The following is a 20,165-nucleotide window of genomic DNA, read 5'->3' as shown; positions in this document are numbered from 1 at the left end:
ACGTGTTTTTTTGTTTGTGTTATATTAAATATCTATATTTGCACTAATTTTAGAAGAAAGGATGACGTTTATTGTCTCTTAGTCAGGTGTGGAACATTTGGGTTGTGTATCTAGCCTGTAAGACAATTGAAATATATTATTTACTAAAATAAATTGAGATGAAAAAGGGTTTATTGTTTATTTTATTGGCAGCAGTCTCAGTATGTCTGCCTGCACAAGAAAAAGAAAATGCAGCAAAGAGTTATAGAGTGGAAACAAATCGCTTTGGTGCTAACTGGTTTATTAGTGGTGGCGTTGGCGCACAAATGTATTTTGGTGACAATGATGGTAAAGCTGACTTCGGAAAACGTCTTGCTCCGGCACTTGACATTGCTGTAGGTAAGTGGTTTACTCCGGGTATCGGATTACGTGTAGCTTACAACGGGCTTCAGGCTAAAGGTGCTACTCCTAATGCTAATGGTCCGCTTGTAGACGGAGGACAGTATTCTAATGGCTACTACAAAGAAAAGTGGAATGTGATGAACTTCCATGGAGATGTAATGCTGAATCTTTCCAATATGATTTGTGGTTATAGAGAAGATCGTCTGTATTCATTCATTCCTTATGCAGGAGCTGGATTTGTACATTCAGGAAAAGGCGCAGGTTATGACGAACTGGGTATCAATGCCGGTTTGATCAACCGTTTCCGTTTGTCTTCTGCTTTGGATCTTAACGTTGAATTGCGTGGACTTTTGATGAAAGGCGCATTCGGCAATTCAGGTCCTGAAGGATTGGCTGGTCTGACTGTAGGTGTTACTTACAAGTTTAAGAAACGTGGTTGGGATGCTGTTCCTACTGTACCAATGGTTCCGGAAAGCCAGTTGAACGACATGAGAGACAGAGTGAACGCTTTGAAGGGTGAAAACGAATCTTTGAAACGTGACTTGGTTGAAGCTCGTAACAAGAAACCTGAAGTGATCGTTAAGAAAGAAGCTGGATTCGTTCCACGTCTGGTTGTTGTATTCAATATCGGAAAGAGTAACATCAGCAAGAGAGAATACATGAATATTGAAGCTATGGCTAAGGGTATCAAAGCAACTGATAAAGTGTTTACTATAACAGGATATGCTGATAAGGGTACTGGTTCTGCTGAATACAACATGAAGTTGAGTAAGAAGAGAGCTGAAGCTGTTCGTGACCTGATGGTTAATGAATTTGGTGTTCCTGCTTCTCAATTGAAGGTTGATTACAAGGGTGGTGTAGGCAACATGTTCTATGATGATGCTAAGTTAAGCCGTGTAGCTATTGTTGAAGAATAATATACATTTGAAATAATAGAATAAAAGAGACGTTTCCTTTCACGGGAAGCGTCTTTTTTGTATTTTTGTACCCCATGAGCAGAATAGTAGCAATAGATTATGGTAGAAAGCGTACTGGGATAGCTGTGAGCGATACAATGCAGCTGATTGCAAATGGATTGACGACGGTGCCTACGCATGAACTTCTGAACTTTATCGGTGAATATATAGCTAAAGAACCGGTGGAGCGGATTATTATTGGATTGCCCAAGCAAATGAATAATGAGGTTTCGGAGAATATGAAGAATATAGAGCCTTTTGTTCGTTCGCTGAAAAAGTGTTATCCGGACCTTCCGGTCGAATATGTGGATGAACGTTTCACTTCTGTTCTTGCACACCGTACTATGCTGGAGGCAGGTTTGAAGAAAAAAGACCGCCAAAACAAGGCATTGGTGGACGAAATAAGTGCTACTATTATTTTGCAAACATATTTGGAGAGTAAACGTTTTTAGTATAGGACATAGAATAACTTAATTTTTTAGTAGAGTATAAAAGTATGATTTTACCTATTTATGTATATGGTCAACCTGTATTGAGAAAGGTTGCAGAGGACATAACACCGGATTATCCGAATCTGAAAGAGTTGATTGAGAACATGTTCGAAACAATGGTACATGCGGACGGCGTAGGATTGGCTGCTCCACAGATCGGTTTGCCTATTCGCGTGGTTACGATTACATTGGATCCGCTTTCGGAGGAATATCCTGAATTTAAAGACTTTAATAAGGCTTATATCAATCCCCACATTCTGGAAGTAGGGGGTGAAGAAGTGAGTATGGAAGAGGGATGCTTAAGCCTTCCCGGTATTCACGAAACAGTGAAAAGGGGTGATAAAATTCGCGTGAAATATATGGACGAGAATTTTGTGGAGCATGAAGAAGAGGTGGAAGGTTATCTGGCTCGGGTGATGCAACATGAGTTCGATCATTTGGATGGTAAGATGTTCATTGACCATATCTCACCGCTTCGTAAGCAGATGATTAAAGGAAAGCTGAATACGATGTTGAAGGGAAAAGCGCGCAGTTCATATAAGATGAAACAGGTGAAATAAAGATAAAAAACGTTTATATCCCTGTTAAGTAAGCGAAAAGCATTATTTTTGCTTCGTTTACAAGCATAAAATATCAATGGTAAAAAGAATCTTAACAGTTTTATTACTGTTCCCAACGCTGGTGTGTGCTCAAATAAATACGGATCGGGTGATGACTATTGCCCGAAACGCTCTTTATTTTGAGGACTATGTACTTTCTATTCAGTATTTTAACCAGGTTATTAACGCTAAGCCTTATCTGTATGAACCTTATTTCTTCAGGGCATTGGCTAAACTGAATCTGGAGGATTTTCAGGGTGCTGAAGCAGACTGTGATGCAGCTATCCAACGCAATCCATTTGTGGTGGGTGCTTATCAGATTCGTGGTTTGGCAAGGATTCGTCAGAGTAAATTTGATGGAGCGATTGAGGATTATAAGAAAGCATTGCATTATGATCCGGAGAATATTACTTTATGGCATAACCTGACATTATCTCATATCCAGAAGAAGGATTATAATGCTGCGAAAGAGGATTTGGAAAGCTTGTTGAAGGTGTCTCCACGCTATACCCGTGCTTATTTGATGAGGGGGGAAGTGTCTTTACAACAGAAAGATACGATTGCTGCCTTGAATGACTTCAATAAGGCGCTTGAACTGGATAAATATGATCCGGATGCTTGGGCTGCAAGAGCGATTGTTAAATTACAACAGGCTAAGTATGCGGAAGCGGAAGCGGATTTCAACCGTGCTATTCCGTTGAGTGCTAAGAATGCTGGAAATTATATAAACCGTGCATTGGCTCGTTTTCATCAGAATAATTTAAGAGGTGCCATGAGCGATTATGATCTGGCATTGGATATTGATCCGAATAACTTTATCGGTCATTATAACCGCGGTTTGTTACGTGCACAGGTAGGAGATGATAACCGGGCTATCGAAGACTTCGACTTTGTTATCAAGATGGAGCCGGATAATATGATGGCTGTCTTTAACCGTGGTTTGCTGCGTGCGCAAACGGGTGATTATCGCGGGGCTATACAAGATTACACAACTGTTATCAATCAGTATCCGAACTTCCTGGCCGGATACTATCAGCGTTCGGAAGCTCGCAGAAAGATTGGAGATAAGAAGGGTGCGGAGCAGGATGAATTTAAAGTCATGAAGGCGCAGATCGACAAGCAGAACGGTGTGACGAACAAAGATGTAGCACAGAACAAGGATAAGGAAAATGATGAGGAAGGCGGAGAGAAGACCCGTAAGAAATCCGATAAGAATATGAATAACTATCGTAAGATAGTGATTGCGGATGATTCTGAAGCCGAACAACGCTATACAAGTGATTATCGTGGTCGTGTGCAGGATAAGAATGTAAATATAACGCTGGAACCGATGTTCGCTTTGACTTATTATGAGAAGATGAGTGACGTGAAACGTTCGGTGAACTTCCACAAATATATTGAAGACTTGAACCGTACGGGTATACTTCCGAAACGTCTTCGTATCACAAATATGGAAGCTCCATTGACGGAAGAACAGGTGAAGGTGCATTTTGCCTTGATTGATACACACACATCGGCGATTGTGGAAGATGACAAGAATGCTTCGAAACGTTTTGCCCGTGCGATTGATTTTTATCTGGTGCAGGACTTCTCGAGTGCGGTTTCTGATTTGACCCAGACGATCTTGCTGGATGGTGATTTCTTCCCGGCATATTTTATGCGTGCATTGATTCGTTGTAAACAGTTGGAATATCAGAAGGCTGAACAAGCTGTCGAAACAGATGTTGTTCCTGGCGATAATAAGCGTAAAGAGATTACCGCGGTAGATTATGAGGTGGTGAGAAAAGATTTGGATAAGGTGATTAATCTGGCTCCGGACTTTGTGTACGCATATTATAATCGTGCTAATGTTTCTGCCATGTTGAAAGATTACCGTGCCGCAATTATTGACTACGATAAGGCGATCGAGCTAAATCCTGATTTTGCGGATGCTTATTTCAATCGTGGACTGACTCACATTTTCTTAGGAAATAATAAGCTGGGCATTTCAGATTTGAGTAAAGCCGGTGAGTTGGGGATTGTTTCTGCTTATAATGTTATCAAACGTTTTACAGATCAATCGGAATAACATTCTTTTGATAAAAAATAGAAAACTCAAAAGATTTAGTTACTTTTGCGTTCAAATTATGAAAATATAACATCATCATATTATGATAAAGATAACATTTCCCGATGGCTCCGTTCGTGAGTATAACGAAGGAGTGAACGGTTTACAGATTGCTGAAAGTATCAGCTCGCGTCTGGCACAGGAAGTGCTGGCATGTGGCGTGAACGGCGAGACTTATGATTTAGGACGTCCTATTAATGAAGATGCTAATTTCGTTCTTTATAAATGGGATGATGAAGAAGGTAAGCATGCATTCTGGCATACAAGTGCACACTTGTTGGCGGAAGCTTTGCAGGAACTTTATCCGGGTATCCAGTTTGGTATCGGACCGGCTATTGAAAACGGATTCTACTATGATGTGGATCCGGGTGAAGCGGTAATTAAAGAAAGCGACCTTCCTGCCATTGAAGCTAAAATGTTGGAACTGGCTGCAAAGAAAGAAGACGTAGTCAGAAAAAGCATCGCAAAAACGGATGCTCTGAAAATGTTTGGTGATCGTGGCGAAACATATAAATGTGAATTGATTTCTGAACTGGAAGACGGACACATTACGACTTATACCCAGGGTGCATTTACTGACCTTTGTCGTGGTCCTCACTTGATGACGACTGCTCCGATCAAGGCTATTAAGTTGACTTCAGTGGCTGGTGCTTATTGGCGTGGTCATGAAGATCGTAAGATGCTGACTCGTATTTATGGTATCACGTTCCCGAAGAAGAAAATGCTGGATGAATATCTGGTGTTATTGGAAGAAGCGAAGAAGCGTGACCATCGTAAGATTGGTAAGGAGATGCAGTTGTTTATGTTCTCCGAAACTGTAGGTAAGGGACTTCCTATGTGGTTGCCGAAAGGTACTGCATTGCGTCTGCGTCTGCAGGAGTTCTTACGTCGTATCCAGACACGTTACGATTATCAGGAGGTGATTACTCCGCCAATCGGTAATAAGTTGCTGTATGTGACTTCGGGTCACTATGCAAAATATGGCAAGGATGCTTTCCAACCTATCCATACTCCGGAAGAGGGGGAAGAGTATTTCTTGAAACCAATGAACTGTCCTCACCACTGTGAGATTTACAAAAACTTCCCACGTTCTTATAAAGACCTTCCGTTGCGTATAGCTGAATTTGGTACGGTTTGTCGTTATGAACAAAGTGGAGAGTTACATGGTTTAACTCGTGTTCGTAGCTTTACGCAGGATGATGCGCATATCTTCTGTCGTCCGGAGCAGGTGAAAGATGAGTTCCTTCGTGTGATGGATATTATATCTATTGTGTTCCGTTCTATGGATTTCCAGAATTTTGAAGCACAGATATCTTTGCGTGATAAAGTGAACCGTGAAAAGTATATTGGTAGCGATGATAACTGGGAAAAAGCGGAACAGGCTATTATCGAGGCTTGTGCGGAGAAGGGCTTGCCTGCTAAGATTGAGTATGGAGAAGCTGCTTTTTATGGTCCTAAGCTTGACTTTATGGTGAAAGACGCTATCGGTCGTCGTTGGCAGCTGGGTACTATCCAGGTTGACTACAACTTGCCGGAACGCTTTGAACTTGAATATATGGGCTCTGATAATCAGAAGCATCGTCCGGTGATGATTCACCGTGCTCCGTTCGGATCAATGGAACGTTTTGTTGCTGTATTGATTGAGCACACTGCCGGTAAGTTCCCATTGTGGCTGACACCGGAACAGGTAGTTATTCTGCCGATCAGTGAGAAGTTCAATGAATATGCAGAACAGGTGAAGATGTATCTGAAAATACACGAAATCCGTGCGATTGTAGATGATCGTAACGAGAAGATCGGCCGCAAGATTCGTGATAATGAAATGAAGCGCATTCCTTATATGCTGATTGTCGGTGAAAAAGAGGCTGAAAATGGTGAAGTTTCTGTTCGTAGACAAGGCGAAGGTGACAAAGGAACCATGAAATTTGAAGAATTTGCTAAAATTTTGAACGAAGAAGTTCAGAATATGATAAATAAATGGTAACTTTGCAGCCGTTTCAAAATAAAATATTTAGTATAACAATAAAAAGATCAAACTAGGAAGTAAACGTTTTTAATGAAGAATGACACTCTAAAAGGGCAATACAGAATCAATGAACAGATTCGTGCCAAGGAAGTTCGCATAGTAAGCGATGATATTGAACCGAAAGTATATCCAATCTTTCAGGCTCTGAAAATGGCTGAAGAAAAAGAATTGGATTTAGTGGAAATTTCTCCTAATGCTCAACCCCCTGTTTGTCGTATTATTGATTATTCTAAATTTCTTTATCAATTAAAGAAACGTCAGAAGGAACAGAAAGCGAAGCAGGTGAAGGTTAATGTGAAGGAGATTCGTTTTGGTCCCCAGACAGATGACCATGATTACAACTTTAAGTTGAAACATGCTAAAGGATTCTTGGAAGACGGTGATAAGGTGAAGGCTTATGTATTCTTTAAAGGTCGTTCTATCCTTTTTAAGGAACAAGGTGAAGTATTGTTGCTTCGTTTTGCGAATGATTTGGAAGACTATGCAAAAGTGGATCAGATGCCGATATTGGAAGGTAAGCGTATGACTATCCAGCTTTCTCCGAAGAAGAAAGAAGCTCCTAAAAAGCCTGCAACGGCCGGAGCACCGAAACCTGCTGCTCCTGCACAAAAAGCAGAGAAGCCGGAAACGAGCGAAGAATAAGAAAAGGATGCGTAACGCGCAGGTATAGTGCGTTGCCATTATATATTTAATAATTTAAAAACAAGTAAGATGCCAAAGATGAAGACTAACTCCGGTTCTAAAAAAAGGTTTACCCTTACCGGAACAGGTAAAATCAAAAGAAAGCACGCTTTTCACAGTCACATTTTGACTAAGAAATCCAAGAAGAGAAAAAGAAATCTGTGCTACTCTACAACTGTTGATACAACAAATGTAAGCCAGGTTAAGGAACTCTTAGCAATGAAGTAATCAAAAGCGTAAAAGTATTATTAAAGTATTAACCGAATGCATTAGCCTGAAGTTCGCTGCGTGAAGTAGCGGCGCTAACATTCAAAAAAAGTAAAACTATGCCAAGATCAGTAAATCATGTTGCTTCAAAAGCAAGAAGAAAGAAAATTTTGAAATTGACCAGAGGTTACTTTGGTGCAAGAAAGAATGTATGGACCGTAGCTAAAAACACTTGGGAAAAGGGTTTGACTTACGCGTTCCGTGACCGTAGAAATAAGAAAAGAAACTTCCGCGCTCTTTGGATACAACGTATCAACGCTGCTGCACGTCTTGAAGGAATGTCTTATTCTAAATTGATGGGCGGTCTGCACAAAGCCGGTATTGAAATAAACCGTAAGGTTTTGGCTGATTTAGCTATGAATCACCCGGAAGCTTTCAAAGCTGTAGTTGCTAAAGCTAAAGCTGCTTAAGCATCAATAGTTTACGAGTTACAAAGTGTCAGTTACTAAGCTAGTAACTGACACTTTTCTTTTGTTAGGCGGATAAAAGGGAGTGAAAAAAATGTTAGTAGGTAAACAAATTCCTTTTTTTTCTTGTTAGTCTCATAGATTCTTATTACATTTGTGATACAAAAATATTAGCCGTATCGACTGGATCGGGAAACTCTTCAAATTAATCTGATGCACCGAGAAAGCTTCGTTCTTCAATGGCGGGCCACATCCTTCGGGACAGCTTTAAGCCGGTGGATTACAAAGAGGGCGAGCGCTCAAATCTTGTTCTATCAGAGTTTCATCACATCGTCGATGCGGCTTTTTTTATATACTTTTCTATGATATTTTATTTCTCCGGTACAGGTAATTCTAAGTGGATTGCAAATCAGCTTTCCAAAGAGCAAAAAGAAGAGTTGGTTTTTATTCCCGATGCGCTAAAGAATGAAGCATTGGAGTTTAGTTTGCAGGCAGATGAAAAGATCGGTTTTGTATTTCCTATCTATTCGTGGGCTCCTCCTGAAATCGTACTTAATTTTATTCGGCAACTCTCTTTAAAGGGGTATAAAAGACAATATTTGTTTTTTGTTTGTTCCTGTGGGGATGATACCGGGCTTACGCAGCAGGTGCTGGAGAAGGCTTTGAGTCATAAAGGCTGGAAGTGTCATGCAGGCTTTTCTGTGACTATGCCCAATAATTATGTATTGCTTCCCGGTTTTGACGTAGATAAGAAAGAATTGGAGGAGAAAAAACTGGCAGATGCTATTCCGACTCTCAATCAAATAAATGCTTCAATAAGTAGGAGAGAGGAGTTGTTTCTTTGTCATGAAGGGAGTATTCCTTTTATTAAGACGAGGATTATCAATCCTTTATTTAATCGCTTTCAGATGTCTCCCGGGAATTTTTATACTACGGATGCTTGTATTGGATGTAAGCGTTGTGAGAAGAGTTGTCCGGTAGGGAATATTATGATGATGGGCAGAAAGCCTGTTTGGGGGATGGATTGCACCTCATGCCTGGCATGTTATCATGTTTGTCCGCAGCATGCGGTGCAATATGGGAAAAGAACGAAAGATAAAGGGCAGTATTTCAATCCTAATTAATCTACTCGCCAATTAATCTACTCGTCTTTGATTTTAATGCAGCAATTGGATAAGTCTTCAATGATAGCCAGGCTTTCTACTCTGACGCTTTGCTCCTCAAGTTTTTTACGCCCATTTTGGAAGGCTTTTTCAATAATGAATCCCATTCCTACCAAGTTTGCTCCGGATTGCTTGATGAGGTCGATAATGCCTAATGCGGCATTGCCATACGCGAGGAAGTCATCCACGAAAAGAACATTGTCATTTGGAGTGAGGAAATCGGCACTGATAACGACTTCATAATCACGATCTTTAGTGAATGAGTGCACGGTGGTGCTTAGTGCATTCTGGATGGTTTTAGGAGACTTTTTCTTTGCAAATACAACTGGTAAATCCATCAGGTAGCCTGTCATGATAGCAGGGGCGATGCCGCTGGCTTCGATCGTCATAATCTTATTTACGTTTGTGGCTGCAAAACGGCGGACAAACTCAACTCCGATTGATTTCATCAGGACAGGGTCCATTTGATGATTAATAAAACCGTCTACTTTCAGGATACCTCCTTCGTAGCACTTTCCGTCTTGCAGAATTCTTTTTTTAAGTAATTGCATGCTGTATGATATTAATTAAATAATGTGCTAATATTCCATTCCGCATGGTGAACAGCGGTTGGTATATTAGCACATGGAAATTTGAATTGTTACTTGTTGTCTCTTAAGTCTTTTACTCGGACGGCTTTTCCTTCGCTTTGCGGGAGAGAGCCTTTTTTTACCAGTTTAACTTTGGGAGTTACCAATATTTCATCCTTTAATTGGCGGGTTATATCCTTGCGGATCTTCTCCAGTTCAATATAATTGTCAGTGGAAAGGTCGCTTAATTCTACTTCGACGATCATCTCGTCTTGGTTGTTGACTGTTTCCAGTGTAATCAGGTAATTGCTGCCTAATTCGGGAAATTGTACGAGTATCTTTTCTACTTGCATCGGGAAGATATTTACTCCCTTGATAATGAACATATCATCACTGCGTCCCTTGATACGATCAATACGGATGTGCGTGCGGCCGCAGGGGCATTTTCCCGGAAGAATACGGGTTAAGTCACGGGTGCGATAGCGGATTAACGGCATCATCTCCCGGTCGAGAGTCGTAAGTACTAATTCTCCGATTTCTCCTTCCTGAACGGGTTCTCCTGTTTCCGGATCGATAATTTCTACCAGATAACAGTCTTCCCAGAAGTGCATTCCGTTTTGTTCCTGACATTCGAAAGCAACACCGGGACCGTTCATTTCTGTCATACCGAAGCTGTTGTATGCTTTTACGCCCAGCATCTTTTCTATTTTCCGGCGTTGTTCGTCGGTGTGAGGTTCAGCACCGATAACCAGCGTTTTCAGTGTGGTTCCTTTGGGATCAAGGCCTTCTTCCTGAAAGACTTCGGCAAGGCGGATGGCATAGCTGGGGATAGCATGTAAAGCGGTAGTCTTGAAGTCGTTGATGAATTTAATCTGTCGTTTACTGTTTCCGGCTGCGGCAGGGACTGTCAGACAGCCCAGGCGTTCTGCACCGTATTGGAAGCCTAACCCTCCTGTAAACATACCGTATCCGGAGCTGTTTTGGAAGACGTCGGTCTTGCGTATTCCTACTGCGTACAGGCAGCGGGCTACCAGATTGGCCCAGGAGTCGAGATCGTGCTGTGAATGAACAATAACTGTCGGGTTTCCGGTAGTACCACTAGAAGAGTGAATACGTACACCATCATTGCTCATATCACCTGCTACCAGCCCGAAAGGATAGTGGGCACGCATATCGGCTTTGGTAGTAAAGGGCAATTTGCGGATATCGTCTAATGATTGTATGCTATCTGCAGTGATGCCATGTTTGCTGAAAACTTCTTTGTAATATGGGGAGTTTGCAGCTATATTGATTGTTTTCTTAAGCCGTCGAAGTTGTAATTCCTGCAACTTCTCCCGGCTCATGGTTTCTAGTTCTTCTTCCCAGTATTGTGTATTCATGATAATGCCTGTTATTACATTAGCTTTTCTGCAATTTCCTTGCCGGCAGCCAATGCTTTAAGATTCATTTCTACAATTGCTTCTCCCTTGCGCAGGAAGATTTCACGGATGCTGTCTTGTACTTTTCCGTAGTCGATGTCAAGGAATGGAATGGTTGCTCCCAGTAAGACTATGTTGGCAACGCGGGCGGAGCCTACTTCTTTGGCTACTTTGTCTACGTTCAACACAATTTTGTGAGGCAGCTTATTGATTTCTGCCATTACTTTGTCTGCTTCCGGATAATTGGGGATATTGACAAACGGAGTTTCGTTAGTCACTAACCAACCGTTAGGGCTAAGATAAGGGAGGTAGCGCAATCCTTCCATGGGTTCCAATGAAATGATAAGGTCGCATTTACCTGATGGGATCAAGTCTGAAGCAATCGGCTGGTCGCTGATACGGAGGTTGGATTGAACATCTCCTCCGCGTTGGCTCATTCCGTGCACTTCTGCTTGTTTCATATATAATCCTTCTTTCAAGGCAGCTTTGCCGATCACTGTAGCAATAGACAGAATTCCCTGTCCACCGACTCCTGATAATATAATGTCTTTCTTCATGGCTTACTTACTTCTTTTTTTGCGTGCTAATGTCTGGATACACTCTCTACGTGGAATAATGACAGATACACCACGGTATTCGATCTCTTCGCGAATGATTTGCTTCATCTCCTCATAGTTTTTCTTCAACGGAGTAACGACGCGGATATGAGCCGGATCTACTCCGATACCTGCACAGATCGCTTCGATACGTCCGGTTCCGGCAGAGTCCTGTCCACCTGTCATGGCGGTAGTTTCATTGTCGGAGATGACGATGGTTACACTGGCATTCTCGTTCACACAATCTAATAGTCCGGTCATTCCGGAATGGGTGAATGTGGAGTCTCCGATGACAGCTACAGCCGGGAAAAGACCTCCGTCAGCCGCACCTTTCGCCATCGTGATGGAGGCGCCCATGTCTACGCATGAGTTGATTGCATTGAAAGGAGCATTCGCGCCTAGCGTGTAACAGCCGATGTCGCTGAATACTTTATGAGATGGGTATTCTTCTTTCAGAACTTCGGTTAGTGTGATATACATATCGCGATGTCCGCAACCTTCGCAAAGTGCAGGCGGACGCATTTCTACGACAGAAGGAATGCCGAATTCCGATTTATTCTCTTTGCCTACGGCGCGGGCTACAGAGTCCGGATTTAATTCTCCATCCTGTGACAGAGTGCCATCCAAGCGTCCTTTTACTTTAACGCTGATGCCCAGATAACCTTTCAATTGTTTTTCTACAAATGGTTGTCCGTCTTCCAGAACGAGGATTTCGTCACAGGATTCAATCAATTGATGTAATTGCTTTTTAGGCAATGGATACTGGCCGATTTTAAGTACCGGATATTCGCAACCTTCAGGATAGTTTTCCATCAGATAGTTGTAGCCGATGCCACAAGCGATAATTCCTAACTTTTTGTTAGGACCATCTGTATATTTATTATAAGGTGATTCTTCCGAAGCTTTGATAAACTCGTCTTGGTGGGCAAGTAATACTTTGTAGCGTTTACGGGCATTTCCAGGTAACAAGATGAACTGACGAGGATCTTCGCTGAAAGAGATGCCATTCTGTGGCTTTTGCGCTTTGCGTTCTACTCCAGAGCGGGAGTGTGCAAGGCGGGTTACCATACGCATCAAGATAGGTTCGCCCAATTTTTCAGAGAATTCAAAACCACTGTATACCATATCATACGCTTCCTGCTGATTGCTGGGTTCGTACATGGGAATCAGTGAGAAATCTCCGTAGAAACGGCTGTCTTGTTCGTTCTGCGAAGAGTGCATACTGGGGTCGTCTGCTGCTATCACGATCAATCCGCCTTTCACGCCTGTGATGGCAGAGTTGACAAAACAGTCGGCAGCTACATTCATACCTACGTGCTTCATACAAACTAATGCCCGTTTACCAACGAATGACATACCCAACGCAGCTTCCATCGCTGTTTTTTCATTGGCGCACCAACGGTTGTGTATATTCTGTTCGGTCGTTATTGGGGCCATTTGAATATATTCCGTAATTTCAGTTGAAGGAGTACCAGGATAGGCATAAACACCTGAAAGTCCGGCATCCAGTGCAGCTTGTGCAATGGCTTCATCGCCAAGTAAGAGTTGCTTGCTCATATATATTTCTTTTATTTAGTGTTGATCACAGTTTGTTAATCTATCGGGCAAAGATAGGCTTTTCCGTTCGTTTTATCACAAATTTACTTGAAAATCTTTCTTTCATTCAGGGCTTTCCAGTATTTTCTTGCATTTGCCATGTGGTCAGCATAATTGGATGCAAAGTTGTGAGTTCCGGAAAAATCTTCTTTAGCACACATGTAGATATAGTTATGTTTGGTATAGTTTAATACGCTGTCTATTCCCTTTTTAGAAGGGATACGGATGGGGCCTGGAGGCAGTCCGGTATTTATGTAGGTGTTATAGGGGGAGTCGACTTTTAAATTTTCGTTGGTGATTCGGCGCAGACCGAAATCCTGTAGTGCAAATTTGATGGTAGGATCTGCCTGCAAAGGCATATCTTGATGTAAACGGTTGATATATAATCCGGCTACTATTGGCTTTTCTTCGTTGTTGTTGGTTTCTTCTTCGACGATGGAAGCAAGAGTGCTGACTTCTTCCGGTGTCATGCCGATAGCGGTGGCTTGTGCCAGACGTTCTTTGTTCCAGAAGCGTTCGTGCTCATTCTTCATTCGTTTAAAGAAATCGTCTACGCTCATGTCCCAATATACCTGATAGGTTTCCGGTATGAAAAAGCTGGGGAGTGTTATGGTTGTGTATCCCATTTGAGCCTGGAAAGTAGAGTCGAATAACTGGCTGGCGATTTCGGCAGAGTCTATCATGAGTTGTTTTCCAATGCTTCGTGCTAACCGGTCTAATGTCCGGACGCTTCCGATAGTAAGGTTCATAGGCTCCTGATAACCTCTGGAAAAACGGCTATATACATGATAAACATTGTCATTGGGGCGAATGGCATAACGACCGGTATGGATATTCTGATCGAAATCCTTGTATTTTGCCATCCACTGGAATCCGGTGAACTTATTGACATGCCCGAATTCTTTTATTTTATGGTAGATAGAATCGGCAGTATCATCCCGGTCTACATAAATATATACGGTTTTAGATGGGTGAAATTGGGGGGCAAACAGATAATAATAAAAGGTGCCTCCGGCAACTGCACAAAGGAGGAATGCTCCGATTAGAATTGATAGTAGAATATTTCTCTTTTTTTTCTTCATCTTTTGAGGTGTATTTAAAAAGTTCGTCAAAGATAAAAAGAATTTGGATAGGAGTGTTCTCTTTTTAGGATGAATCATAAGAAGACTATATCAAAAGTATGTTTTCTTTCGATGCGGTAATGAATCCATTCTTTCACGTTGCGTTTGCCTTGCTTGATTTATTCAGTTGCTTATTGTGCTGCTTGGCATTCATTGCAATTATCTTTTTGTTTCCAGCGTAGTTCCATTATTCCAATATATTGTGGGACTATTTTCTCGCAATATATGGGAATGTTTTCTCATAAAATAAGAGAATACTTTCCCACAATATGTGGGAATAAGACAATCTCTTGACGTTACAATGTGAAACCTTGAGAGTAATACAACAACTCCCTTTTATTGAAGTGCAAGTCTGTTTGTAACTAGAATGCCATTGGCATAGGGAAATGAATTCATTTCAGAGAAACGAGTTTTGCTACTTAGTTCGGCCAGAGGGAATAATTTGCATTTGCTTCTATTTTGTTTTCTATCTCATCGGGTAAAGGTGCGAAGAAATCCATATTAGTCAGGCTCTCGATGCTATCCACTGTGACTACATATGAAGATAGAGGTTCTACTGCCTGCTCATTGTTGAATAAGAAGCCGATAGCCCGTATCGGTTTGGCAAAAGGAGATAGGACTACTTTGAAAAACCGTTGAGGTACTACGACCTTATTTTTCCCAATCGTTTTAGGCTGTTTTTCAATAATAGGTCCACATATAATAATAATGGCACTATCTGCTATAGCCCAATTCCGGATTTTTTCTTCCAGATTTTTCCATCCTCTTCTATTTAACTGGGGATGTTGGGGACACATATTGCTGAAATAGAATGATTCTTTCATGGCTTCAGGACTCCATTTCATATCTGCAGCAGGCGCCATGTGTCCTTTGTCGTATCCTGAACGGGTGTAGTCAGTATTGGTTGCAATCGGGCCTGTCACTAATGGGTCGGCAATAAAACGATTGCCTCTTTTTTCTTTTCCTTTGGTTTCTTCCCGGGTTAATTCGTAAGAGACCCAGTTGGGTATTTTTAAATCTTTGTTATATGATACGGTATATCCGCTATGCCGGATTATTTGTTCTTGCCGGGGAACTAATGGTATGGGTGTCTCCAGATCTTTGCCAAGTGGAATTTGAAGGGAGATATCGGTTTGCGGTTCATTATTATTCTGGGTATTAATCTGTTGGCAATATAAATAGACGCCAAAAAGAATAGGAATGAGCACAATGATGGCGATGATACATCCTAATCTGTTATTGGAATGTGATTTCTTTTTGAATAGCTTTCTGTTTTTACCTTTTTTACTTCGATTCATTGGTTAGCTAGTAATGGCGGGTTTGTTTTATTCTTCTTTTCTCATGCTGAATTCACAACCGCAATATTGTTGGTTGTAGAAGTTATACTCTTTAATAATGGCGATACGTCGTTCGCTAAGTCCGCCTTTCCGCCAATTCTGTTCCCAGTATGTGACATCCGGGTATGAAGCGGTGGCATATTGTCCGGCTTCATTAATCTGCTCCAGACTTTTCCAACGACTGGAAGCAAGCGTTGTGGTTATTACGGAAAGGCCATGTTCATGCGCATAACGGGCGGTCTCCAATAAGCGTAGTTTAAAGCAACGTAGGCAGCGTCCTCCTCTTTCGGGTTCCTGCTCCATTCCTGCTATATGGCATCGCCAGTTTTCATGATCGTAATCAGCATCTATTATCTCCAATCCCAATGATTGGGCATAGCGTGTACATTCGTCTTTTCTTATCATATACTCTTCCAGCGGATAGATGTTAGGATTGCAATAATAGATAACAGGGGTGATGTGATGTTGCATCATACATTCAATAATGGCTGATGAACAAGGAGCACAACAGGTATGAAGTAAGACTTTATCGGCTCCTCCCGGAACTTCGAGTTGGAATTTCTTTTTCATGCTGTAAAGTTAATACATATTTACGATACGAGTCAATGGTTTATGCTTTATTCAGAATAGTTTTTTATAAAAATAGGAGGAAGGATATCTCCTTTATACTGTTTTTTATAAAATCTTGTTTATTGAACTAATTCACTAAATGAGTATGAATTAACTAATTAATCTCATCTTTTTTACTATTTTTGTCCATTCAAGTTTATAACAACTCAATAATGAATGAATTAAATTGCGGGCAAGGAGAGCAAAATGCAGGCCCGGAGAAGAAAAAAAGTACCTCGAAAATAGTGAAGAGAACTTTAGTTGTGGCTGCATTGGCTTTGGCGGTATATGTTGTATATTCCGTAGTTTATTTATTTGTCTCACCTGATCGTAATATTCAGCAGATCTATCTGGTTCCGGAAGATGCGGCATTTATTATTCAGTCATCGGCTCCGATTGAAGATTGGGAGAAGTTTAGTGGAAGCGAGACGTGGCAATGCCTGAAGAAAGCGAAATCTTTTGAGGAGGTGACGAAAAGTGTGGAGAAGCTGGATTCCGTTGTTAAAAGCAATAAGGTATTATTGTCGCTTGTCGGTGAACGGGATATGCTTATTTCGCTTCATAAGACTCGTGCCACAGAGTGGGATTTTTTGCTTATCTTGGATATGCAGAAGACATCAAAGATGGACTTATTGAAAGACCAGGTTGAAACCGTATTGGTTATGAGTGGTTTTACTGTGACTAATCGGATGCATAATAGCATTAATATCCTTGAAATGCGCGATTCCGAGACGAGGGATATTTTCTATATTGCTTTTGTCGATAATCATTTGGTTGGTTCATACACATCCGGACTTGTCGAGTCGGCTATTGATTCGCGTAATAAACCTAAAATCGGGCTTGATCAGTCTTTTATTGAAACAGAGAAGTTGGTTTCCGGTAAGGGACTTGTCAGAGTCTTTGTCAATTATGCGCGTGTACCTCAATTTATGTCTATTTATTTAGGTACAAGAAATGAGTACATTGATCTGTTTAGCAATTCCATGAATTTTGCCAGACTTTATTTAAATACGAATAAGGAGCGGATGGAAGTGAAAGGATATACATTGAAAAAAGATTCTGCCGATCCTTATGTCACTGCTTTGTTGAATTCGGGAAAACATAAAATGAAAGCACATGAGATTCTGTCCGGGCGGACAGCTCTTTATACGAATATAGGTTTCAATAGTCCGGTGACCTTTGTAAAGGAACTGGAGAATGCACTGTCGGTTCACAATAAACAGTTGTATGATTCTTATCAAAGTTCCCGGAAAAAGATAGAAGGGTTATTCGGTATATCTTTGGAAGAAAACTTTTTGAGTTGGATGTCAGGAGAGTTTGCTATTACCCAATCCGAACCAGGTTTGTTAGGACATGATCCCGAACTGATTCTGGCTATCAGGGCTAAAAGTATTAAAGATGCCCGTAAGAACATGGAATTCATTGAAAAGAAGATTAAGCGACGTACTCCAGTTAAGATTAAGACTGCTAATTATAAGGATTTCGAGATTAATTATGTCGAAATGAAAGGCTTTTTTCGCTTGTTCTTTGGAAAGCTATTTGATAAATTTGAGAAGCCATACTATACTTATGTTGACGATTATGTAGTTTTTAGTAATAAAGCTGCTTCTTTACTTTCCTTTGTAGAAGATTACGAGCAGAAGAATTTATTAAAAAATAATCCGGGTTTTGAAAATGCACTGTCATATTTAAAATCAAGTTCTACTATTTTCTTATATACAGATGTGCGCAAGTTTTATTCCCAGTTGAAACCGATGATGAATCCTGCTACATGGAATGAAATACAATCAAACAAAGACGTTTTGTATTCATTTCCTTACTGGACTATGCAGATTATAGGAGAGGATCAGTCGGCTTCTTTGCAGTATGTGATGGATTATAGCCCATATCAACTGGAAGAGGTTGACGTTGCTATTGCTACCGATGAAGATGATAAGGAAATGAACGAAGATGCAGAGACCGAAAAAGAGCAGATGAGCGAACTGAAACGTTTCTATATCGAAAAGTTTGAAGGAAACGTTTTACGGGAGTTTTATCCGGAGGGAGCATTGAAGAGTGAAGCGGAAGTAAAAGAAGGGAAACGCCATGGTCGTTACCGCGAATATTATGAAGATGGGACATTGAAACTTCGTGGAAAGTATGCAAATAATAAACCGAAGGGTACATGGAAGTACTATACCGAGGACGGAAAATTTGAACGCAAAGAAAAGTTTTAGATAACGTCAACAAAAGTTGATTTAAAAATTAAGCTCAAAAAATAATCGGATTCTTTTTGTTTTCTCAAATAAAGCTGTAATTTTGCACGCCGTAAACGAGAGACAAACGCCGCTATAGCTCAGTTGGTAGAGCAACGCATTCGTAACGCGTAGGTCGCCAGTTCAAGTCTGGCTAGCGGCTCTCAAATTAGAACGCTGATTATTAATTAATAATCAGCGTTCTAATTTTTACAGGATTCCCTATTCTTATTTTAAAAGGGAAATCCTGCGTATGTAATAGATGTGAAATATAAAAATGTAATCTATGTTGAGTCGTATTATTGTTTTAGTGGTTGCCGGAGTAGCCGTAGTCTATATCGTTCGCTTTATAGATAACTTTTTCTCCCAACGTAGAAGATAAAACTAGCTTTCAAACATTCTGCTGCGTGCGAGCATACAAGCGCCAACGATGCCGGCTTTGTCTTTCAGCTTAGATGTGATGATGGCTGAATCTTTATTAACCAGATTTAGAGAGTACTTGCGTACGGCTGTTTTTATGGGTTGGGTGATATAATCGCCGGTTAAAGATAAAGTTCCACCTATAATGACCAGTTCCGGGTTGAAGATATTGATTAGCCCGGCAATCTGTTTGCCTAGTTTCTGTCCGATTTCTTCTACAATTTCAATGCAAAGCAGGTCTTCTTTATTCACAGCGGCAATGATCTCATCAAGAGTGATCGGATTTTCCTCTGTGGCGATTCGTGTAGATAGAATGGAACTTTCCCCACTTTGAATACGCTCTAATAAGATACGATGAAGTGCCGATCCGGAAGCTTCCGTCTCCAAACAACCTTTTTTCCCGCAATGGCAGATTATCTCATTATCATAAGCACTCATGTGTCCAAATTCACCGGAGAATCCGGATTTCCCGGTATAAATCTTACCATCAATAATAATTCCGATACCTACTCCCCAGCTTACATTTACAAAAATGATATCCTTTTCTCCTTTTACGCAGCCTTGCATATATTCGCCATAAGTCATGGCACGCGTGTCATTATCAATGGTTACTTTATATCCCAATTTTTCGGATAATACATCCGCCAACGGCCTTTCCTCAAAATTGAATTGGCTGAAGCTATACCCTGATTCAGGATTTACACGCCCCGACACATTTACATTAATATTTAAGATCTTCTCTTTATTAATAGTGAGTTTCTTTATAAAATTGAGAATATGCTTGCATAACTCATTCATCCCTTCGATTGAGTTCTCAAACTTATAAGGTATATTCATTTTCAATTCTACCATATCGCCTTTGAAATTTATCAGTCCGATATTGACGGCGAATCTTTTGATGTCTACACCCAAAAAGTAACCGGATTCCGGATTAAGCCCATAGAGGTTGGGATGGCGTCCGCCACTAGTTTCCAATTTGCCATAATCATTAATATATCCGTCATCACACATTTCACCGATAAATTTGGTGACAGTCGGTACACTTAAATCCAGCTCTTTTGAAAGATCGGGAATTGTAGAACTTCCATTATATATATAATGTGTAATAATCCTCTTTTTGACAAGAGCACTTTTAGAGCCTTTTTCTATTTCTTTCAAGAATTGTTGGTTCATAACTATGTATATTT

At 40.8% G+C, this 20,165-nt stretch carries 18 protein-coding genes and 1 tRNA gene; 11 read left to right on the top strand and 8 right to left on the bottom strand.

What is annotated here, in order from left to right; genetic code table 11:
- Window positions 1-158 precede the first annotated feature (158 nt).
- The 9 genes from N5O98_RS07225 (at window position 159) to N5O98_RS07185 (ending at window position 9,039) form a co-directional block, all read left to right on the top strand.
- Window positions 159-1,298, top strand: a complete 1,140-nt coding sequence (locus N5O98_RS07225) for an OmpA family protein (RefSeq protein WP_004311450.1) — start codon at window positions 159-161, stop codon at window positions 1,296-1,298.
- Window positions 1,299-1,372: 74 nt separating this feature from the next.
- Window positions 1,373-1,789, top strand: coding sequence for a Holliday junction resolvase RuvX (gene ruvX / locus N5O98_RS07220; RefSeq protein WP_022199530.1), 417 nt, complete (start codon window positions 1,373-1,375; stop codon window positions 1,787-1,789).
- 44 nt (window positions 1,790-1,833) lie between these two features.
- Window positions 1,834-2,388, top strand: a complete 555-nt coding sequence (gene def, locus N5O98_RS07215) for a peptide deformylase (protein ID WP_004297529.1) — start codon at window positions 1,834-1,836, stop codon at window positions 2,386-2,388.
- Between the two features lie 76 nt (window positions 2,389-2,464).
- Window positions 2,465-4,495: a tetratricopeptide repeat protein gene (locus N5O98_RS07210; RefSeq protein ID WP_004319106.1), complete on the top strand. Its 2,031-nt coding sequence runs from the start codon at window positions 2,465-2,467 to the stop codon at window positions 4,493-4,495.
- A gap of 82 nt (window positions 4,496-4,577) precedes the next feature.
- Window positions 4,578-6,518 (top strand): threonine--tRNA ligase, encoded by a 1,941-nt coding sequence (thrS, locus tag N5O98_RS07205; protein ID WP_004297531.1) that lies wholly within the window; start codon window positions 4,578-4,580, stop codon window positions 6,516-6,518.
- A 72-nt stretch (window positions 6,519-6,590) separates the two neighbouring features.
- Entirely contained in the window at window positions 6,591-7,202 is a 612-nt protein-coding gene (gene infC, locus N5O98_RS07200) for a translation initiation factor IF-3 (RefSeq protein WP_004307244.1), read from the top strand.
- 69 nt (window positions 7,203-7,271) lie between these two features.
- Window positions 7,272-7,469, top strand: a complete 198-nt coding sequence (gene rpmI / locus N5O98_RS07195) for a 50S ribosomal protein L35 (RefSeq protein WP_004297539.1) — start codon at window positions 7,272-7,274, stop codon at window positions 7,467-7,469.
- A 98-nt stretch (window positions 7,470-7,567) separates the two neighbouring features.
- Complete coding sequence (gene rplT, locus N5O98_RS07190) at window positions 7,568-7,918, top strand: 50S ribosomal protein L20 (protein WP_004297540.1); 351 nt, start codon at window positions 7,568-7,570, stop codon at window positions 7,916-7,918.
- A 359-nt stretch (window positions 7,919-8,277) separates the two neighbouring features.
- The gene (locus tag N5O98_RS07185) at window positions 8,278-9,039 is read left to right on the top strand and encodes an EFR1 family ferrodoxin (protein ID WP_118161158.1); all 762 of its coding nucleotides are present in this window, start codon (window positions 8,278-8,280) and stop codon (window positions 9,037-9,039) included.
- Window positions 9,040-9,056: 17 nt separating this feature from the next.
- On the opposite strand, the gene xpt is transcribed toward N5O98_RS07185, so the two are convergent.
- The 7 genes from xpt to N5O98_RS07150 form a co-directional block, all read right to left on the bottom strand.
- Complete coding sequence (gene xpt, locus N5O98_RS07180) at window positions 9,057-9,629, bottom strand: xanthine phosphoribosyltransferase (RefSeq protein ID WP_004297542.1); 573 nt, start codon at window positions 9,627-9,629, stop codon at window positions 9,057-9,059.
- A gap of 89 nt (window positions 9,630-9,718) precedes the next feature.
- Window positions 9,719-11,026, bottom strand: a complete 1,308-nt coding sequence (locus N5O98_RS07175) for a phenylacetate--CoA ligase (RefSeq protein WP_004297543.1) — start codon at window positions 11,024-11,026, stop codon at window positions 9,719-9,721.
- Window positions 11,027-11,040: 14 nt separating this feature from the next.
- Complete coding sequence (locus N5O98_RS07170) at window positions 11,041-11,622, bottom strand: indolepyruvate oxidoreductase subunit beta (protein ID WP_022199528.1); 582 nt, start codon at window positions 11,620-11,622, stop codon at window positions 11,041-11,043.
- A 3-nt stretch (window positions 11,623-11,625) separates the two neighbouring features.
- Entirely contained in the window at window positions 11,626-13,218 is a 1,593-nt protein-coding gene (locus N5O98_RS07165) for a thiamine pyrophosphate-dependent enzyme (protein WP_022199527.1), read from the bottom strand.
- Window positions 13,219-13,301: 83 nt separating this feature from the next.
- Window positions 13,302-14,339: an endolytic transglycosylase MltG gene (gene mltG / locus N5O98_RS07160; RefSeq protein ID WP_022199526.1), complete on the bottom strand. Its 1,038-nt coding sequence runs from the start codon at window positions 14,337-14,339 to the stop codon at window positions 13,302-13,304.
- Window positions 14,340-14,797: 458 nt separating this feature from the next.
- A complete protein-coding gene (locus N5O98_RS07155) occupies window positions 14,798-15,676 on the bottom strand; it encodes a DNA/RNA non-specific endonuclease (protein ID WP_004311464.1) in 879 nt (292 codons plus the stop codon).
- 27 nt (window positions 15,677-15,703) lie between these two features.
- The gene (locus tag N5O98_RS07150) at window positions 15,704-16,285 is read right to left on the bottom strand and encodes an epoxyqueuosine reductase QueH (protein WP_004297549.1); all 582 of its coding nucleotides are present in this window, start codon (window positions 16,283-16,285) and stop codon (window positions 15,704-15,706) included.
- Window positions 16,286-16,497: 212 nt separating this feature from the next.
- On the opposite strand from N5O98_RS07150, the gene N5O98_RS07145 reads away from it, so the two are divergent.
- Together N5O98_RS07145 and N5O98_RS07140 are read left to right on the top strand one after the other, a co-directional pair.
- On the top strand, window positions 16,498-18,540 hold the full coding sequence (locus tag N5O98_RS07145; RefSeq protein ID WP_118161130.1) for a toxin-antitoxin system YwqK family antitoxin: 2,043 nt from the start codon (window positions 16,498-16,500) through the stop codon (window positions 18,538-18,540).
- Between the two features lie 108 nt (window positions 18,541-18,648).
- Window positions 18,649-18,721: transfer RNA gene (locus N5O98_RS07140), tRNA-Thr, on the top strand.
- A 221-nt stretch (window positions 18,722-18,942) separates the two neighbouring features.
- Here the strand turns inward: N5O98_RS07140 and N5O98_RS07135 are convergent.
- Complete coding sequence (locus tag N5O98_RS07135; RefSeq protein WP_004307234.1) at window positions 18,943-20,151, bottom strand: ROK family transcriptional regulator; 1,209 nt, start codon at window positions 20,149-20,151, stop codon at window positions 18,943-18,945.
- Window positions 20,152-20,165 lie beyond the last annotated feature (14 nt).

The sequence above is a fragment of the Bacteroides sp. LFL-34 genome, assembly GCF_027257075.1.
Lineage (GTDB): Bacteria > Bacteroidota > Bacteroidia > Bacteroidales > Bacteroidaceae > Bacteroides > Bacteroides ovatus.
The sequence above is the reverse complement of the archived record's forward strand: the minus strand, read 5'-3'. Positions and strand labels throughout refer to the sequence as shown.

What these genes read in the sequence shown, in the direction of transcription:
- N5O98_RS07175 (WP_004297543.1), bottom strand. Translation starts at nt 11,026, where the DNA reads ATGAATACACAATACTGGGAAGAAGAACTAGAAACCATGAGCCGGGAG.
- xpt (WP_004297542.1), bottom strand. Translation starts at nt 9,629, where the DNA reads ATGCAATTACTTAAAAAAAGAATTCTGCAAGACGGAAAGTGCTACGAA.
- N5O98_RS07170 (WP_022199528.1), bottom strand. Translation starts at nt 11,622, where the DNA reads ATGAAGAAAGACATTATATTATCAGGAGTCGGTGGACAGGGAATTCTG.
- N5O98_RS07135 (WP_004307234.1), bottom strand. Translation starts at nt 20,151, where the DNA reads ATGAACCAACAATTCTTGAAAGAAATAGAAAAAGGCTCTAAAAGTGCT.
- N5O98_RS07185 (WP_118161158.1), top strand. Translation starts at nt 8,278, where the DNA reads ATGATATTTTATTTCTCCGGTACAGGTAATTCTAAGTGGATTGCAAAT.
- N5O98_RS07155 (WP_004311464.1), bottom strand. Translation starts at nt 15,676, where the DNA reads ATGAATCGAAGTAAAAAAGGTAAAAACAGAAAGCTATTCAAAAAGAAA.
- mltG (WP_022199526.1), bottom strand. Translation starts at nt 14,339, where the DNA reads ATGAAGAAAAAAAAGAGAAATATTCTACTATCAATTCTAATCGGAGCA.
- N5O98_RS07225 (WP_004311450.1), top strand. Translation starts at nt 159, where the DNA reads ATGAAAAAGGGTTTATTGTTTATTTTATTGGCAGCAGTCTCAGTATGT.
- N5O98_RS07210 (WP_004319106.1), top strand. Translation starts at nt 2,465, where the DNA reads ATGGTAAAAAGAATCTTAACAGTTTTATTACTGTTCCCAACGCTGGTG.
- ruvX (WP_022199530.1), top strand. Translation starts at nt 1,373, where the DNA reads ATGAGCAGAATAGTAGCAATAGATTATGGTAGAAAGCGTACTGGGATA.
- def (WP_004297529.1), top strand. Translation starts at nt 1,834, where the DNA reads ATGATTTTACCTATTTATGTATATGGTCAACCTGTATTGAGAAAGGTT.
- N5O98_RS07150 (WP_004297549.1), bottom strand. Translation starts at nt 16,285, where the DNA reads ATGAAAAAGAAATTCCAACTCGAAGTTCCGGGAGGAGCCGATAAAGTC.
- infC (WP_004307244.1), top strand. Translation starts at nt 6,591, where the DNA reads ATGAAGAATGACACTCTAAAAGGGCAATACAGAATCAATGAACAGATT.
- thrS (WP_004297531.1), top strand. Translation starts at nt 4,578, where the DNA reads ATGATAAAGATAACATTTCCCGATGGCTCCGTTCGTGAGTATAACGAA.
- N5O98_RS07165 (WP_022199527.1), bottom strand. Translation starts at nt 13,218, where the DNA reads ATGAGCAAGCAACTCTTACTTGGCGATGAAGCCATTGCACAAGCTGCA.
- N5O98_RS07145 (WP_118161130.1), top strand. Translation starts at nt 16,498, where the DNA reads ATGAATGAATTAAATTGCGGGCAAGGAGAGCAAAATGCAGGCCCGGAG.
- rplT (WP_004297540.1), top strand. Translation starts at nt 7,568, where the DNA reads ATGCCAAGATCAGTAAATCATGTTGCTTCAAAAGCAAGAAGAAAGAAA.
- rpmI (WP_004297539.1), top strand. Translation starts at nt 7,272, where the DNA reads ATGCCAAAGATGAAGACTAACTCCGGTTCTAAAAAAAGGTTTACCCTT.